Consider the following 17,542-nt stretch of genomic DNA (forward strand, 5'->3'; position numbering starts at 1 on the left):
TTTAAGAAACCCTCATAATTTCAATTTTTCTAAAAAAACATGTCCTATTTCCTGTATGGCATGCTCCCTTGCCATGTTGTTTAACCATAATAAGCAGAGTATCAGCGTCGCAGTCATAATAAATCTCTTTAACTTCTTGAACATTTCCTGAGGTTTCACCTTTTTTCCAGTATGTCCTTCTTGAACGAGACCAGAAATGAGTAAATCCACTTTCAATGGTTCTTTTTAATGCCTCATTATCCATATATGCAACCATTAGAACTTCCTTTGTATCTATTTCCTGAATTACAGCAGGAATTAGCCCTTTTTCATCAAATTTAAGCTCTGGAAAGCTCATATTTCTCCTTTCTTTATTTTTTCTTTACAAAGCTTATACTCAATACTATCAACTATTGCTTGCCATGATGCTTCAATTATGTTTTCAGAAACTCCTACTGTACTCCAAACGTCTTCCTCATCACCTGATTCTATCAAAACTCTAACTTTTGAAGCAGTCCCTTTACCTGAATTAACTACCCTAACTTTATAATCTTTTAGCCTTACCCTTTTAAGTTCAGGATAAAATCTTTCAAGAGCTTTCCTAAGAGCATTATCAAGGGCATTAACAGGACCATTGCCTGTTGAGGCTGTATGCTCAATATTTTTACCCACTTTAACCATTATTGTTGCTTCGCTGAGGGTTGGTTCATCTCCTTTTCTTTTTTCATCTATTACTCTGAATCCTATCAAATCAAAAAATTTTCTTTTCAATCCCAATGTTTTTCTAAATAATAGCTCAAGGGAGGCTTCAGCTCCCTCAAATTGATATCCTTCATTCTCCAGAGTTTTTATAGCATCCACTATTGCCTGAACTTCAAGAGAGTTAGGTTCAAGAGGGATATTAAATTCTTCTGCTTTCTTTAAAATATTACTCTTGCCTGCAAGGTCAGAAACAAGTATTCTTTGACGATTACCAACAAGCTCGGGTCTAATATGTTCATAGGTTTCTGGCCTCTTTCTTACAGCACTTACATGAACTCCACCTTTATGAGCAAAAGCACTTTCTCCAACAAATGGCTGTCTTTTAAAAGGAATTAGATTAGCTATCTCATATACAAACCTTGAAACCTCTGTAAGTTTTTTCAATTTATAGTCATCAATACATCTGTATCCAAGCTTCAGTTGCAGGTTTGGAATTACAGAACAAAGATTTGCATTCCCACATCTTTCACCAAATCCATTTATAGTCCCCTGAACCTGAACCGCTCCATTTATAATAGCAACTATACTATTTGCAACAGCACAATCCGAGTCATTATGTGCATGAATGCCCAAAGGAACATTTATTGACTGTCTAACATCTTTTACAATTTTTGCTACTTCTGCCGGGAGTGTTCCACCATTTGTATCACATAGAATTATACAGTCTGCTTTTGCCTCTTCAGCTGTTTTAAGACATTTTAAAGCATATTCAGAATTATCCTTGTATCCGTCAAAGAAATGTTCTGCATCAAAGAATACCTTTTCTGCATATTTTTTTAAATAAGTAATCGTGTTGAAAATCAATTCAAGATTTTCTTCAAGAGACACTTTAAGTGCTTCAGTCACATGAAAATCCCATGTTTTACCAAAAATCGTAAATATTTTTGCCTCTGATGCTATGAGAGATTTTACATTTGAGTCATTTTCTACTTTTATTTTTGGCCTATGTGTGCTTCCAAAGGCTGTTATAACTGAATTTTTTAGCGGAAGTTTTTTAACTTTTTTAAAATATTCAGCATCTTTTGGATTTGAACCTGGCCAGCCACCTTCTATGTAATGAATACCAAGTTCATCAAGTTTTTCTGTAATTCTTAGTTTGTCATCTACTGAAAAAGATATATCTTCTGCCTGAGAGCCATCTCTCAAAGTTGTATCATAAATTTCAATGATTTTTTGCATAAAAGTAATATATTACATTTTTGAAGCATTAAGCAAGATATGTTATATTAAATACTATTAATTTTTCTTGCGAGGGAATTTATGGAAAAAATTCTCATGTTAGGATGTGATGCAATTGCTCGTGGAGCTGTTGAAGCAGGAATTTCTTATGCTTCTTCCTATCCAGGAACTCCAGCAACACAGATTCTTGAATATATTGCTAAAAACTCTTCTGTAAAAGCTGAATGGTCTGTAAATGAAAAAGTAGCATATGAAGTCGCTTACGGTGTTTCTTTAACTGGTAGAAGAGTTCTTTGCTCAATGAAACATGTTGGATTAAATGTAGCATCAGATCCATTTATGACATCAGCATATCTTGGAATAAAAGGCGGTTTTGTTCTGGTATTAGGAGACGACCCAGGTGCTTATTCGTCTCAAAATGAACAGGATTCACGTTTTTATGCTTCTTTTGCGAAAATACCATGCCTTGAACCTTCTGATGCTCAAGAAGCCAAAGATATGACAAAATTAGCTTTTGATATCTCTGAAGAGTTAGGGTTACCTGTGATGATTAGAAGCATTACAAGACTTCTTCATTGTATTAGCCCTGTAATACTGGAAAATATAAAACCTGAAAAAGAAATTAAGCTTGAGAAAAACCCTGAATACCTGCTTGCAATTCCCAAAAATGTTGTAAGACTTCATAGTGAACTCAATAAAAAACAAGAGAAAATCAAAAAACTACTTGAAAAATATGAATTTAATAAAATTTTTTCAGGAAAAGGAAAAACTGGAATAATTGCCTGTGGAATCACTTATCTTTATGCTAAAGAATTAGGAGAAGACTTACCAATTTTTAAGATTTCAGCCTATCCAGTAGATGAAGATTTAATTAAAAATTTTGTAAAAAATCTGGATGAAGTAGTTGTTCTTGAAGAAGGTTATCCATTTATTGAAAGTTTAGTAAAAAAATACTGCCCTAATGTAAAAGGAAAACTATCTGGCGACCTGCCACTTGAAGGAGAATTATGTGTAGAGCCTTTATTGAAACTTTTCGGGAAAATAAAGTCTTACACCAAAAATTTTCCTCTTATTCCAAGACCACCTGTGCTCTGCCCTGGCTGTCCTCATAGAGAGTTTTATAAAGCACTAAATGAAGCTCATCCAAACTTTGTTACAGGAGATATTGGATGCTACACTCTTGGGGCGAATCCTCCACTTAAAGCAATTGATACATGCCTTTGTATGGGAGCAAGTATAGGTAAAGCATCAGGTATTTCTTCTCAAGGTATAAAAAGGGTTGCAGCAGTAATTGGTGACTCTACTTTTATTCACTCAGGAATCCCTGCATTAATAAATGCTGTATATAACAAGTCAGATATCCTTGTATGCATTCTTGATAATTCTTCTGTTGCAATGACAGGACATCAACCAACACCTGCTATTGGAATTACTGCTAAAGGAGAAGAAACAAAAAAAATAGACCTTGTAGAACTATGTAAAGCTTGCGGAGCAGACTCAGTTGAAGTAGTTGACCCATATGATAAAAAATCTACTTTTGAAGCAATCAAAAAAGGACTTAATGAACCCGGTGTTAATGTTGTAATAGCTCGCAGAGCCTGTATATTAGTTGCTAAAAAACTAAAGAGCTAAAACATTATCCCAGCTTAAAAGAGTTACTCCTTTTTCTTGAAGAATTGATATTGTTTTATCAAGATTTTCTGTTCTAAGAACCACTACAGCCTTTTCACCTGACTTTTCAACAAATGCGTAAATATACTCAATATTTATGTTTGCATCATACAAATATTTCAATGCTTCAGCCAATCCACCTGGTTTATCCTTTACTGCTATAGCCACCACATTTGTAAGCTTAACTGTAAATTCATTTTTTTCAAGGATTTCTTTTGCCTTTTCTGGGTCTGTTACAATTAATCTTAAAATACCAAACTCAGATGTATCAGCAATTGAAAGTGCTCTAATATTTATTCCTTCTTCTGACAAGGCTTTCAATGCCTCATAAAGTCTTCCTCTTTTGTTTTCCAGAAAAACTGATATTTGTTTTATTTTCATCACTTTCCTCCTAATCTATAAGACTTCTTTTATCAATTACTCTTTTTGCCTTTCCCTCGCTTCTTGGCAAACTCTTCGGTTCAACAAGTGTAACTTTAACTCTTATGCCAATGGTCTCTTCAATACGTTTTTCAAGTTTTTTCCTAAGATTTTCAACATGTTTTACTTCATCTGAAAAAGTTTCCTTTGACATCTCTACCATAACCTCTATTTCATCAAGATGTTGAGGTCTTGTAATAATAATTTGATAATGTGGTTCAACTCCTTGAACTTCTAAGATTGTTCTTTCAATCTGATATGGGAAAATCATTACTCCTCTTACTTTTATCATGTCATCTGTTCTTCCGCGAATTCTTTCAATTCTTGCAAATGTCCTTCCGCAGCTACACTTTTCTCTTATTAATGAAGTTATGTCTTTGGTTCTGAACCTAAGCATTGGCATTCCTTCACGGGTTAAAGTTGTTAAAACAAGCTCTCCTCTTTTTCCATCTGGTAAAGAATCTCCTGTATCAGGGTCTATAACTTCTACATAGAAATGATCTTCAAATACATGCAGTCCTTTTTTTTCAATGCATTCATGGGCAACACCTGGACCTATTATTTCTGTTAATCCGTATATGTTAAGCGCATTTAAATTAAATCTTTTTTCAATTTCCTTTCTCATCTGTTCTGTCCACATTTCTGCACCAAAACAACCTGCTTTAAGTTTAAGGGTTGTAGGTTCAATCCCCATCTCCTGTGCAACTTCAGCCATATAAAGAGCATAAGAAGGAGTACATGTAAGAATTGTTGTTCCAAAATCTCTCATTATCTCAATCTGTCTTCTGGTATTTCCTGCACTGGCAGGCACAACCATTGCACCAATTTTATGTGCACCATAGTGAACTCCAAATCCTCCAGTAAAAAGTCCATAGCCATAACAGTTCTGCACAATGTCATCTTTAGTTGCACCAGCCATTGTAAGACACCTTGCCATAACCTCTGCCCATATATCAATATCATTGCGGGTATAACCTGCAACTACAGGTTTTCCAGTTGTTCCACTTGACATATGAATTTCCACAATTTCACTTAATGAAGATGCAAACATTCCAAATGGATAAACTTCTCTGAGGTCAGCCTTAGATGTAAAAGGAATGTTTTTTATATCATCAAGAGTTTTTATATCCTCTGGCTTGAGTCCAACCTCATCAAATTTTTTTCTGTAGTAAGGCACTTTCTCATAAGCTCTTTGCACTGTTTGTTTAAGTCTTTCAAGTTGTAAAGCTTTAAGTTTTTTTTCTGACATGCATTCAAACTCTTTATTCCAAATCATCTTCTCACCTCATTCAGTGGATTCTAAAAATTTAAGATTTTCACCTTTGAGGCTTTCCATAGCCTTTTGAGTATCTTCCACCTCTACAATTAAGTAAGCTTTTTTTCTTGTCTCAGCAACATAAACAGCTGCACTTTCAATATTTATACCTTTTGAAGATAAGGTTTTTACAACTTCATAAAGCCCACCTGGCTGGTCTTTCATTTCAATTCCGATTGCCTCATTTAACGATGCAGTAAATCCTTTATCTTTAAGTAATTGGTAAGCTTCTTTACATCTGTCAACCATAAATTTGATTATGCCAAATCCATTTGTGCTTGTAATAGAAAAGGCAAGAATGTTTATATTTGCTTCAGCAAGGACCTTTGTAATCCTTTCAAGTCTTCCTGGTTTATTCTCAGCAAATACTGAAATAATGTAAACCTTGCTCATAAAAACCTCCTAAATAGTTCTTTTATCAATCACTCTCTTTGCTTTTCCTTCACTGACAGGCAGTGTTCCAGGTTCCAATAACTCTACCTTTGGTTTTACCATTGTAGCTGAACGTATTTTGTCTACGATTTCATCCTTTAATCTAATAAGCTTTTCAATTTTACCATCAAAAAGTTCTCTGTCTATCTCAACCTTAATCACCATCTCATCATAAGCTTCAAGTATAATTTGGTAATTCTGAGCAACTCCTTTTATTCCCATCAAGACCTGTTCAATCTGTTGTGGGAATATATTTACACCCTTAACTATAAACATGTCATCAGACCTGCCAAGAATTCTTGAAATTCTTCGGTGAGTTCTTCCACATCTACAAGGTTCTAAAATAATTCTTGTTAAATCTCTTGTTCTGTATCTTATAAGAGGCATAGCCTCTCTGTTGAGAGTTGTTAAGACAAGTTCTCCAATTTCTCCATCAGCAACCGATTGTCCTGTTTCAGGGTTAATTATTTCCATAAGAAAATTGTCTTCCCATATATGAAGCCCATCTTTATAGATACATTCAAAACCAACCCCTGGACCGTTCATTTCTGTAAGTCCATAACAGTTATAAATATCTATGCCAAGCATATTTTCAATCTTTTTTCTTGTTTCTTCGGAGTATGGTTCTGCTCCAAGATATGCTCTTTTAAGTTTTAAGTCTTTCCTTGGGTCAATTCCCTTATCATACAGCACAGAAGCAACATAAAGCGCATAACTCGGTGTTATATGAAGCATCGTTGTCCCAAAATCCTTCATTAAATTAATCTGTCTTTCCGTATTTCCTGGTCCTGCAGGAATAACAAGAATTCCAACCTTTTCAGCCCCATAATGCATAACAAAAGCTCCTGTAAAGAGTCCATATGTCATGCTATTCTGGAGGATATCTCCTTTTGTTGCACCTGTCATAACAAGACAACGAGCAATAAGTTCTGCTGAGTTGTTTATATCTTTTTTAGAAAAGAATATAGCTTTAGGTTTACCTGTAGTTCCACTTGATGTATGCAGCCTTATTACTTTTTCAGGGGAAACAGTTAAAAGTCCATAGGGATAATCAACAAAAAGGTCTTCTTTTGTAGTGAATGGGAAAAATTTTATATCATCAAGGGATTTGATATTTAAAGGATTTGCTCCTGCTTCCTGAAATTTTTTTCTGTAATGAGGAACTTTCTGGTAAACTCTTTTTAGGACTTTTTTAAGTCTCTCTAATTGAAGCTGCTCAAGTTTTTGCCTCGGTACTGTTTCTAATTCCTTGTTCCAAAATTGCATTTTTCTTTGCTAACCTCCTGCCTTCATTGAATGCTTTTATGTTAATTTCAACTGTCTTAGGCGGGACGGAGTTTGTAATTACCTCATACCATATCTCTTCTTTAAATGGTAAAAAGATGGATAAAAATCCTAAGATTACAGAATTTTCAACCTTTGAATTACCAAGTTCTTTTGCAATTTTTTCTGCATCTATTGAATTTACTATAAAAACTTCTTGTTTGATTAAATGTTCAACATTTTGAGGGTAATCTTTATTTTCTGCCACTGCTGGAAGGATCTTTTTCTTGTTCAAAATAACCATACCACCTGATTTCAAGAAATGAAGATGCCTCAAAGCCTCAAGCTCTTCAAGAGCCACCATTATATCAGCCATTCCAGATGGAATATTAGGAGAGTAAACTAAAGCACCAAATCTTATATGACTGATAACACTTCCGCCTCTCTGAGCCATTCCATGAATTTCACTTTCTTTTACATCAAAACCGCTTTTAAAAGCAACTTGAGCAATAATTCTACTGGCAAGAACTATACCCTGTCCACCTGTTCCAGTTATGATTATATTGGTTGTTGACACAGGGAAAATTCTAACATAGAACAAATATAGTTTGCAACCATAATTTTTGAGATATCCTCAGAGGTTGCAATAAAGTAATCAAAATTTTTAAAATATATTTGTCCTGCGCCTGTAGCTCAGTCGGATAGAGCAACTGCCTTCTAAGCAGTGGGCCGGGGGTTCGAATCCCTCCAGGCGCGTAGGCGGACGTAGCTCAACGGTTAGAGCACTGGACTGTGGCTCCAGGTGCTGCGGGTTCGAGTCCCGTCGTCCGCCCCAAAACTAAAAAAAATCCTGCTAAATAGTGTTCTACTTATTATGAATAAAATTGTTAGATTGAGACCCTTAAAAAATTTGTGTTTTATTGCACAATTAATGGATTATAAGTCCTAATATTTTTCATTACTCCATTGGTCATTCCAAGCCTTCAAAGGAGGAGACCCTTCGCTTATGCTCAGGGTGACAGTAAAAGTGTTATCACGAGGAGCGTTAGCGTCAAGGAATCTCCTCTTTCCGATTTAAGGGGGGACCTTCGCCTCAGGATAGACCCTACAGGTCAGATTCCTCACACCCGTTAGGGTGTTCGGAATGACCAAAAAAACATTAAGGTGCGAGAAAATATCTTTGAGTCAGCATTGGTGCTTGTTAAATTAAATCCCAATTTAGCTCAAAATGTTATACTATAAAAACACCGAATTTCTTGTATAATGATAAAGAGAAAAAAATTATTTAAAAACCTTCTCATCCTATCAAGCATTTCCTATATTTTGCCAGTATTATTCTTTTTATCTGGAAGTCTTAAAAATTTTGAATTTAAAGTTTATGATTTGCTTTCAAAACATTTAAGTCCCTCTGATAAATCTGATAATATCTGCCTTATTTATATAGATCAATTCAGTATAGAAGAATTGAATAAACAAGGAATAACGTGGCCCTGGCCAAGGCAGATTTATGCTCCTGTTATAGAGTATCTTTCAGAGGCAGATGCTGTCTTTATAGATATTCTGTTTACTGAAAATTCTTCCTACGGCATTGAGGATGATAAAATTTTTGCTGAATCACTTAAAAAGTCAAAAAATGTGTATCTGCCATTTGCACTTTCAAAAGAAAAGGGGAAAATTGATGAAAAATATATTAAAAAAATTGTATATCCAGCTGTTATAGATACAAAACTTCAATACGGTTCTTTGATTTCTCCAATTGATGAATTGAAAAATAGCGCCCAAGGACTTGGAAATGTCAGTATTCTTCCAGATGAAGATGGTATTTACAGGCGAATACCGCTTTTTTTTAAAGTTGAAGATTTCACTGTTCCAAATTTTGTAATGAGTTATTTTATCAAAAAGAACATGATCCATGTAAAAAATAATGTTATTTTAATAGATAACACAATCATCCCTTTAGATGAAGAGAATTTACTTTTAAAATTTTCAAAAGATAAATATCCATTTCATCTATTTTCATTTGCGGAATTACTTGATGCATCAATTAAAAACTCAAAAAAACAAAGCTCAAATATCAAGAAAAACTTTTTTAGAGGCAAAACAGTCTTTATTGGGCTTACAGCTCCAGGACTTTTTGACCTTAAACCTACTCCCATGTCCTCAAAAACACCAGGTGTATTTATTCATGCAACTACCTTTGAAAACTTAATTAATAAAAACTTTATCAAAGTGGCACCAAAATCCATCATTTTTTCAATCATGTTGATTTTAGCCATCTTTATTCCCTACGCTTTTTTGAAACAACATTCTCTAAAAATAAATATGCTTATTTTTATATTTTCAGGACTATTTCTAATTTGTATTGAAGTAGTTTTATTTAAATTATCAATATATATGCAATTTTTGCCTTCTTTTGTATGCCTTATCTTCAGCTCTATTATCTCATTACTTTATAGTTATGCTGTTGAAGGAAAAGAAAGAAGTTTTATTAAAAGAACTTTTACGCAATATATGGACAAAAGAATTGTTGATTATCTACTTACCCATCCTGAATTTATAACTCCTGGTGGGCAAAAAACAACAGTTACAGTATTCTTTGCGGATATAGCAGGTTTTACTACTATAGCTGAAAAACTTTCTCCAGAAAATACTGCTTTAATGCTTCATAAAGTGCTCAATTCATTGACAGAAGTTGTCATTACACATTCTGGCATTGTTGATAAATATATTGGCGATTGTATTATGGCTTTTTGGGGAGCACCTTTGAAAACAGAGTCTGACGAAATTAATGCCTGCAAGGCAGCTATAAAATGCATAGAATCTTTAGAAAAAATTAATAAAGAATTTTCTGAAAAAGGAATGCCTTCAATTAAAATCAGAATAGGAATTCATACAGGAGACGCAATTGTAGGCAACATTGGAAGTGACAGACTTTTTAATTATACTGTAATCGGTGATACAGTAAACATAGCTTCCAGACTTGAATCTCTCAATAAGTTTTTCAACACCAGTATTATAATCAGCAAAGAAACCTATTGTAAGCTCACAGATAGTTTTGTTGCAAGAGAACTTGGAGTTATAACAGTTAAAGGAAAAACCAAGCCATTAACCATTTTTGAAATTTTAGGACAAAAGGATAATATCAATTTTGAAAAAATCTCACTTGTTGAGAAATACAACGAAGGATATTCACTTTATAAAGAACAAAAGTGGAATGATGCAAAAGAAATATTTAAATCAATACTAAATGATTTTCCCGAAGATGGTCCGTCAAAATTTTACCTAAGGAAAATAGAAGAATTCTTATCTGGAAAGCAATTGACAGAAGACTGGATTATTGTTAAAATGGAAGAAAAATGAAACTTAGATTCATAATAAATTTTGTCATTTTACTTTCTTTAATTGCTTCTATTTCATGGGCAGAGATAGTTACTGTTATTACAAAAGAAAATGCAATTAGGGAATCTCCAAGATTTTTTTCACCTGTAAAAGCTCTTGTAAAATACAATGACACCCTTGATGTAATTACCAAAGAAGGAGACTGGCTCAAAGTAAAATTTAAAAATAAAATCGGATATATACATAGAACTGCTGTAGAAAAAAGAACTGCTTCAACTTCAGGAATTTCATTACAGAAAAAGACTGGCACAACTGAAGATGAAATAACACTTGCTGGAAAAGGATTTAATTCTCAGGTTGAAAAAGCTTATAAAGATAAACATCCTGAGATGAAATATGAATTTGTGGATAAAGTTGAAAAATACGATATTTCTGAAAAAGATTTAATATCTTTTATAAAGGCTGGAGGACTTTCAGAACCAAAATGATAAAAAAATTTGTTTTGATAGCAATTTTATTTCTATGCCTTTTTTCGTGCAAAACAGTTGATATAAATAAAACATTGGATATTACATTAACAACAATTCAAGCTACTGAGAAGGCAGCAAGACCTATATCAGATGAAGAAGAATATTATATTGGAAGGGCTGTTGCTGCACGTATGTTTTTGTATTATACCCTCTATGAAAATCATGAATTGACTAATTATATTAATTCTATAGGAAAAGTTATAGCCTTACATTCTGAAAAGCCTTTTACTTTTGGAGGATATCATTTTGCCCTATTAAATAGTAACGAAATTAACGCTTTTGCATGCCCTGGTGGTATAGTATTTCTCACAAAAGGAATGCTTAAACTGGCAAAGAGTGAAGATGAACTGGCTGCAATCATTGCTCATGAAATTGCGCATGTAAATCATCGGGATGGAATAAATTCTATCAAGCAGGCAAGATGGACAGAAGCTCTTACAATAATTGGCACCACAGCAGCCAAACAATATGGAGATGAGGATTTATTAAAACTTGTGAATATTTTTGAGAATTCAATAGATGATATTTTAAAAACTCTCATTGTGAATGGTTATAGTAAGACTCAAGAATATGCAGCAGATGAAAAAGCTTTACAGTATCTTGCAAAAGCAGGCTATAATCCATATGCAGTGCTTAATGTTCTTGAAAGACTTAGACAGAGCACAAAATCAGAAGGTGGAATTTTAAATACACACCCTGATACAACTGATAGAATAAATAATCTAAAAGATAAAATACCTGTTGTTTCCCTTGATTTAAATGCTTTTAAAAAACGATCCTTAAGATTCAATTCTTTTGTTAAAGAATAAAAGTTTCTTTTAGCCACCTTTACCAGCAATTTCTCCGAGTTTGAATATTGGAAGATAAAGGGATACTACTATAAATCCAATTGTTACTCCAAGAAATACTATTAATGCAGGTTCAAGCATGCTCATAAGATTTGCAACAGCATTGTCAACTTCTTCATCATAAAAATCAGCTACTTTATTTAACATCTCATCTGTTGCACCTGTTGACTCACCCACATTTACCATCTGCACAAAAATTGGAGGAAAAATCTCAGGCTTTGATTTCAGAACCTCTGTTAAAGATTTACCAGCAGTTATGTCCTCTTTCATATCTATAACAACATCTTCTATAACTTTATTGCCTGAGGCTCTTGCAGAAATCTCCATACTATTAAGTATTGGAACACCGCTTCCAAGAAGCGTTCCCAGCGTTCTTGAAAATCTTGACAATGAAGCTTTGAGCAAAATTGTGCCGAGTACAGGAATTCTAAGAAAAATACTATCTGTGATTTTTCTGCCATTTTCAGATCTTCTGAAAAATTTTACAAATACAAAAAATATAATAATTCCAAGAAATATAAAAATTCCTGATTTTGCCATAAAATTACTCATAGCAATGGTTATTCTTGTAGGAAGTGGCAGGTCAAGTCCCATTTCAGCAAACAATTTTGCAAATGTGGGAATAACAAATATCATAATAATTGCAACAACAAGAATAGCTACAGCTATTACCAGACTGGGATAAATCATAGCGCCAATAATTTTTCTTTTTAGTTTTATCATCTTTTCAAAATAGTCAGCCATTCTTTGAAGCACTTTATCAAGCATTCCACCTTCTTCACCAGCCCTTACCATATTCACAAAAAGAGAACTAAATACCCGAGGATGTCTTCTCATTGAATCAGCTAAAGATGAACCCTTTTCTATATCATTTCTCATCTGAATGAGGATTTTTTTGAAATTTTTATTCTTAATTTGACCTATCAATGCATCAAAAGCTTGAACAACAGGAACACCTGAAGCAAAAAGAGTTGCGAACTGACGCGTAAAAAACAAAATATCTTTCTGAGAGACTTTCCCTAAACTGAAAAACTTTTTTTCTTGCTTTTCTTTTACGTATCTTGGAATTATCCCGCTTTTTCTTAACGATAAAAGAAGCTCGCCTTCGCTTTCTGCTTCAGTTTCGCCTGTAACTAAAGCACCTTCTTCTGTTCTACCTTTCCATATAAAAATTGTAGGCATTTGCAATCCTTTTAATTTTTTAGAAAAAAACTATTTTAAATCCAAAAAATGCAAGACCTATCGGAACAGTAAATGCCATAAATTTCAATATTCTTTTCAATGAATTATTTCTCACATACTCTGTTACAACTCCATTGAGTCCATAAAATCCGTGATATAAGGCTGAAAAGAGAAAAACAATATTAAAAATTTTCCATGAAGGCTCACTAAGTCTCTGCATAACCGCATTATAGGAATAGTTATCGTGCCCCATGAAGTGCATTAGAATGAAATGATATAGCAATCCAACTACAAGAATCACACCTGTTATTCTATGCAAAAGCCAACTCCACATTAGAACACCTCCCTGAGAAAATAAAAAGCTCCAACAATCCATATGAGAAAAACCAGAATAGCTCCTACGTATGCCATAGATTTATGATATTTCGTGGAAATTCCTATTTCAAGGAGAGTAATTCTTATTCCTGCGAAGACATGTTTAAGAACTATGGCAAAAAGGATTAATTCGCCGATTTTAATCACAGGATTTTTCATAAATGCCATGAGTTTATTGTATGCAACAGGGTCTTTTAAATGGCTTAAAACATAGATATGAGCTATCAGATAAAGGCTGAGTATTATGCCGGTTACTCTATGAACAAGCCATGCGAGAGAACCTGTGTTCCAACGGTATCTCATTTTTCACCTCCTGTAAAGCCTTTTTTCACAGCCAGTCTTTTGAGCTTGAGTATGTGTTTTGTTATATCTATCTCCTTTGGACATACCTCCACACAGTTAAAAATTGAGTGACATCGCCATACTCCATGTTCTCCTGTTATAGCTTCAAGTCTTTGCTCAGTTGCCCTATCACGAGTATCAAATAGAAATCTATATGCCTTTAGCAATGCGGAGGGTCCAAGATATTCCTTGTCAGCCCAGAATACAGGACAAGAGGTAGTACAGCTACCACACATTATACAGGTTATGGATTCAAGAATCTTATGCTGGTCTTCAGGCGACTGAATTCTCTCCCTTTCAGGCGGCGGTTCTTCATTGATGAGATAGGGTAATACCTTATCGTTTTTATGGAAAAACATTGTCATGTCTACCACAAGGTCTTTAATAACAGGCAAAGCTGGTAGAGGTTCTATCTCAATTATTTCAGGTAAATCCTTTACAAGAGTTTGACAGGCAAGGCGATTTTGTCCATTTATCTTCATTGCGCATGAACCACATACTCCATGGGCACAGGATTTTCTGAAAGTTAAAGTGCCGTCCATTGTTTCTTTTATTTTTACAAGTCCATCTAAAACCCTTTCCATGCTGTTAAGTTTTACTCTGAATTCGTCCCATCTTGTTGAAGGGTTTTCATCGGGCAAGTATCTTTTAATTTTGAATGTGTAATATTTGCTCATTAGTATTTCCTCTCCTCTGGTTTAAATCTTGTTAATTTAACAGGTCTGTATTTAAAGGTAATGCCTTTGTCTCCTTGAAATGCAAAGGTATGCTTAAGCCAGTTTTCATCATCTCTTTTTGGGTAGTCTTCTCTACAATGAGCTCCTCTACTTTCTGTTCTCTGCAGGGCACAGGAAGCTATAACCTCTGATAGAGTTAACATGTGCCCAAGCTCAATTGCTTCAAGAAGGTCTGTATTGAATGTGTTTGACTTGTCAGCAATTGATATGTCTTTGTATCTTTCCTTTAATGTTTGTAATTCATCAAGAAGAACTTTAAGCTCTTCTTCTTTTCTAAAAACAGAGCATTTATCCATCATGGCAGATTGTAAGTCTCTTCTTACTGAAGCCACTGTTTCTCTTCCATTACTCCTTCTTATCATATCTACACAATCTGCAATGAGAGAGATTCTTTCCTTTTTAACCTTGCCTTTTGTAGCAGTCTTTAAGGTGGAACTTGCTGCCTTTCCAGCCCTTCTTCCAAAGACAACAGTATCAAGGAGGGAGTTACAACCGAGTCTATTTGCACCATGAACAGACACGCAGGCACACTCACCAGCAGCATAAAGACCTTCTACAACTGAGCCATCTATATCCCTTAAAACCCTGCCATCATTATCCGTTGGAATACCACCCATTGCGTAATGGGCAGTTGGAACAACAGGAATGGGCGCTTCAGATGGGTCAATTCCCATGTATATTTTGCAAAAAGTAGTTATTTCTGGCAGTCTCTCTTCAAGAATTTTCTTATCCACATGTCTTAAATCAAGATAAACATAGTCTTTTCCATCAATACCTCTACCCTCTCTTATCTCCGTTAGAATTGCACGGGATACCATATCACGAGGGGCTAAGTCTTTTATTGTTGGGGCATACCTTTCCATAAATCTTTCGCCTTTCCCATTTATTAGAATTCCGCCTTCGCCTCTTGCACCTTCGGTAATCAATATTCCAAGCCCGTAAAGCCCTGTAGGATGGAACTGAAAGAACTCCATATCTTCAAGGGGCAGCCCCTGTCTAAAAAGCATGCTAAGACATTCACCTGTACTTGCATAGGCATTTGAGGTAACCTTGAAGACCTTTCCGTATCCACCGCTTGCTATTATCACTGCCTTTGATTCAAAAACATGAAGAGAGCCATCTTTTATGTTAACAGCAATTATACCCTGAACAGCATTGTTTTCTACGACAATATCAAGCACTTGAAACTCTTGAAAAAATCTAACGCCTTTGAGCTGACATTGCTCATAAAGAGCAAAAAGCACTGCATGCCCTGTCCTGTCAGCAGAATAACATGCCCTTCTAACAGGTGCTTTACCAAACTCCCGTGTATGCCCGCCAAATCTCCTCTGGGCAATCTTACCTTCTGGTGTACGGGAGAAAGGTACACCCATATGCTCAAGCTCAATAATCGTAGGAATTGCATCGTAGCACATAATTTCAATGGCATCTTGGTCACCAAGAAAATCGCTTCCCTTCACCGTATCATAGGTATGCCATTCGGGGCTGTCTTCTTCTTCATTTCCAAGAGCAGCACCAATACCACCTTGTGCTGCGGTAGAATGGGAACGAGTAGGATAAAGCTTGCTCAGTACACCTACTGTTCCGTGATTGATACATTCAATGGCAGCACGGCATCCCGCAAGACCAGAACCGATAATAACTGTGTCAAAATAGTGCTTGTTAATCTCCATTTACCTCTCCTTATTTGCAAAAATTATTTTATTTTGTATAATTTATAGCACAATGTCAAGCATAGGAGGACAAAAATGGGATATGTACCAAGTCCAAGTTATAGCATAACGTTACGAGTAGAGATTGAAAACAGAATAGGAATGTTTGCCAAAATTGCTTCAGCCATCAGTGGTGCAGGAGGAGATTTAGGCTCAATTGATATTGTAAAAGTTGAAAAAGGAAGAATTATAAGAGATATTACTGTAAATGCCAGAGATGAAGAACATGAAAAGAAAATCATTAAGGCGTTAAAACACATTGAAGGAGTTAAAATTTTAAGAGTCATGGACAGGACATTTCTTGTCCATGAAGGAGGCAAAATTGGCATATACAACAAGATAAATGTGAAGGGAAGAGAAGACCTCTCAAGAGTTTATACACCAGGCGTAGCAAGAGTCTGCCTTGATATTCATAAAAATCCTGAACATGTATATCGCTATACTATAAAAGGAAACACTGTGGCGGTGATAACTGATGGAACAGCGGTTTTAGGTCTTGGAAACATAGGACCTGATGCAGCAATGCCTGTGATGGAAGGAAAATGCATGCTTTTTAAAGAGTTCGGAGGTGTAGATGCTTTCCCAATAGCAGTAAGAACCACAGATGTGGATGAACTTGTTAACATTATAAAAAAAATTTCAACTCCCTTTGGTGGAATAAATCTTGAAGACATTGCTGCACCCAGATGTTTTGAAGTAGAACGAAGGCTTCGTGAGGAGCTTGATATTCCTGTAATTCACGATGACCAGCACGGAACAGCCATAGTTACTCTTGCAGCCCTAATAAATGTTGGAAGAGTTCTAAAAAGAGATATAAGAGATTTTCGAGTTGTAATCTCTGGTGCAGGTGCTGCAGGCACAGCTACAGCTTATATGCTCCTTGAATATGGCATAAAAGACATAACAGTCTGTGACAGAGCAGGTACTTTATACGAAGGAAGAACAGAAGATATGGATTCACACAAAGCAGAACTTGCCCAAAAAACAAATCCCAGAAAAATCAAGGGAAAACTCACTGATGTCCTTGAGGGCGCCGATGTCTTTATAGGACTTTCTGCTCCAAACATTCTTAAACCAGAGGACATTGAAAAAATGGCAAAAGACAAAGTTGTATTCGCTCTTGCAAATCCTGACCCTGAAATTGCGCCTGAACTTGCAATGCCCCTTGTAAGAATCATGGCAACTGGCAGGTCTGACTATCCAAACCAAATAAATAATGTTCTTGCTTTTCCAGGATTATTCAAAGGCTTACTTGAGGTCAGAGCAAAGGGTGTTGATAAAGAAATATTTTTTGCCGCTGCCAATGCAATTGCTAACATAATTAAGGACGAAGAACTCAATGAAGACTATATTATACCAAGCATTTTTAATAAAAAAGTTGCACAGGCAGTCTCCCATGCGGTAGCTGAGAAGGCTAAAAAACTAAAATTAGCAAGATAACTATTGACTTTTTTAA

17 protein-coding genes and 2 tRNA genes are annotated in these 17,542 nt (G+C 35.1%); 7 read left to right on the forward strand and 12 right to left on the reverse strand.

What is annotated here, in order from left to right:
- Window position 1: 1 nt before the first annotated feature.
- Together hisI and cimA are read right to left on the reverse strand one after the other, a co-directional pair.
- On the reverse strand, window positions 2–337 hold the full coding sequence (gene hisI / locus FLY87_RS06740) for a phosphoribosyl-AMP cyclohydrolase (RefSeq protein ID WP_012546303.1): 336 nt from the start codon (window positions 335–337) through the stop codon (window positions 2–4).
- Window positions 334–1,920 (reverse strand): citramalate synthase, encoded by a 1,587-nt coding sequence (gene cimA / locus FLY87_RS06745; protein WP_141266651.1) that lies wholly within the window; start codon window positions 1,918–1,920, stop codon window positions 334–336. The genes hisI and cimA overlap by 4 nt, the downstream gene beginning before the upstream one ends.
- 81 nt (window positions 1,921–2,001) lie before the next feature.
- On the opposite strand from cimA, the gene FLY87_RS06750 reads away from it, so the two are divergent.
- Window positions 2,002–3,552: a thiamine pyrophosphate-dependent enzyme gene (locus FLY87_RS06750; protein WP_141266653.1), complete on the forward strand. Its 1,551-nt coding sequence runs from the start codon at window positions 2,002–2,004 to the stop codon at window positions 3,550–3,552.
- On the opposite strand, the gene FLY87_RS06755 is transcribed toward FLY87_RS06750, so the two are convergent.
- Genes FLY87_RS06755 through FLY87_RS06775 form a run of 5 tightly spaced genes read right to left on the reverse strand, consistent with a single transcriptional unit; the run spans window position 3,541 to window position 7,598 of the window.
- The gene (locus FLY87_RS06755) at window positions 3,541–3,972 is read right to left on the reverse strand and encodes an ACT domain-containing protein (RefSeq protein ID WP_012545228.1); all 432 of its coding nucleotides are present in this window, start codon (window positions 3,970–3,972) and stop codon (window positions 3,541–3,543) included. The two genes, FLY87_RS06750 and FLY87_RS06755, sit on opposite strands and share 12 nt — an antisense overlap.
- 10 nt (window positions 3,973–3,982) lie before the next feature.
- On the reverse strand, window positions 3,983–5,287 hold the full coding sequence (locus FLY87_RS06760) for a phenylacetate--CoA ligase (protein ID WP_012545534.1): 1,305 nt from the start codon (window positions 5,285–5,287) through the stop codon (window positions 3,983–3,985).
- A gap of 9 nt (window positions 5,288–5,296) precedes the next feature.
- On the reverse strand, window positions 5,297–5,719 hold the full coding sequence (locus tag FLY87_RS06765; protein WP_012545923.1) for an ACT domain-containing protein: 423 nt from the start codon (window positions 5,717–5,719) through the stop codon (window positions 5,297–5,299).
- 9 nt (window positions 5,720–5,728) lie between these two features.
- Window positions 5,729–7,024, reverse strand: coding sequence for a phenylacetate--CoA ligase (locus tag FLY87_RS06770; protein ID WP_012546536.1), 1,296 nt, complete (start codon window positions 7,022–7,024; stop codon window positions 5,729–5,731).
- Window positions 6,975–7,598 (reverse strand): indolepyruvate oxidoreductase subunit beta, encoded by a 624-nt coding sequence (locus tag FLY87_RS06775; RefSeq protein WP_255446978.1) that lies wholly within the window; start codon window positions 7,596–7,598, stop codon window positions 6,975–6,977. Before FLY87_RS06775 ends, FLY87_RS06770 begins: the two co-directional genes overlap by 50 nt.
- Window positions 7,599–7,703: 105 nt before the next feature.
- Between FLY87_RS06775 and FLY87_RS06780 the strand changes: the two genes are divergently transcribed.
- From FLY87_RS06780 to FLY87_RS06800, 5 genes are all read left to right on the forward strand, one after another.
- Window positions 7,704–7,777, forward strand: a tRNA-Arg gene (locus FLY87_RS06780).
- Between the two features lie 3 nt (window positions 7,778–7,780).
- Window positions 7,781–7,856 (forward strand) — tRNA-His (locus FLY87_RS06785).
- 488 nt (window positions 7,857–8,344) lie between these two features.
- The gene (locus FLY87_RS06790; protein ID WP_255446979.1) at window positions 8,345–10,381 is read left to right on the forward strand and encodes a CHASE2 domain-containing protein; all 2,037 of its coding nucleotides are present in this window, start codon (window positions 8,345–8,347) and stop codon (window positions 10,379–10,381) included.
- Window positions 10,378–10,848: an SH3 domain-containing protein gene (locus FLY87_RS06795; protein WP_012545293.1), complete on the forward strand. Its 471-nt coding sequence runs from the start codon at window positions 10,378–10,380 to the stop codon at window positions 10,846–10,848. The genes FLY87_RS06790 and FLY87_RS06795 overlap by 4 nt, the downstream gene beginning before the upstream one ends.
- Window positions 10,845–11,699, forward strand: coding sequence for a M48 family metalloprotease (locus FLY87_RS06800; protein WP_141266659.1), 855 nt, complete (start codon window positions 10,845–10,847; stop codon window positions 11,697–11,699). The genes FLY87_RS06795 and FLY87_RS06800 overlap by 4 nt, the downstream gene beginning before the upstream one ends.
- A 9-nt stretch (window positions 11,700–11,708) precedes the next feature.
- On the opposite strand, the gene FLY87_RS06805 is transcribed toward FLY87_RS06800, so the two are convergent.
- Genes FLY87_RS06805 through sdhA form a run of 5 tightly spaced genes read right to left on the reverse strand, consistent with a single transcriptional unit; the run spans window position 11,709 to window position 16,047 of the window.
- Complete coding sequence (locus FLY87_RS06805) at window positions 11,709–12,920, reverse strand: type II secretion system F family protein (protein WP_012546785.1); 1,212 nt, start codon at window positions 12,918–12,920, stop codon at window positions 11,709–11,711.
- 19 nt (window positions 12,921–12,939) lie between these two features.
- Window positions 12,940–13,254, reverse strand: coding sequence for a succinate dehydrogenase, hydrophobic membrane anchor protein (sdhD, locus tag FLY87_RS06810; protein WP_141266661.1), 315 nt, complete (start codon window positions 13,252–13,254; stop codon window positions 12,940–12,942).
- The gene (gene sdhC / locus FLY87_RS06815) at window positions 13,254–13,598 is read right to left on the reverse strand and encodes a succinate dehydrogenase, cytochrome b556 subunit (protein WP_141266662.1); all 345 of its coding nucleotides are present in this window, start codon (window positions 13,596–13,598) and stop codon (window positions 13,254–13,256) included. Before sdhC ends, sdhD begins: the two co-directional genes overlap by 1 nt.
- Entirely contained in the window at window positions 13,595–14,314 is a 720-nt protein-coding gene (locus FLY87_RS06820; protein ID WP_141266664.1) for a succinate dehydrogenase iron-sulfur subunit, read from the reverse strand. Before FLY87_RS06820 ends, sdhC begins: the two co-directional genes overlap by 4 nt.
- Window positions 14,314–16,047 (reverse strand): succinate dehydrogenase flavoprotein subunit, encoded by a 1,734-nt coding sequence (gene sdhA / locus FLY87_RS06825; protein WP_141266666.1) that lies wholly within the window; start codon window positions 16,045–16,047, stop codon window positions 14,314–14,316. The genes FLY87_RS06820 and sdhA overlap by 1 nt, the downstream gene beginning before the upstream one ends.
- A 75-nt stretch (window positions 16,048–16,122) precedes the next feature.
- Between sdhA and FLY87_RS06830 the strand changes: the two genes are divergently transcribed.
- Window positions 16,123–17,526, forward strand: a complete 1,404-nt coding sequence (locus tag FLY87_RS06830; protein WP_012546123.1) for an NAD-dependent malic enzyme — start codon at window positions 16,123–16,125, stop codon at window positions 17,524–17,526.
- The last annotated feature ends 16 nt before the right edge of the window (window positions 17,527–17,542 follow it).

Origin of the sequence: Thermodesulfovibrio sp. Kuro-1 (assembly GCF_006538445.1) — a bacterium.
In the GTDB taxonomy this organism is placed as follows: Bacteria; Nitrospirota; Thermodesulfovibrionia; order Thermodesulfovibrionales; family Thermodesulfovibrionaceae; genus Thermodesulfovibrio; species Thermodesulfovibrio yellowstonii.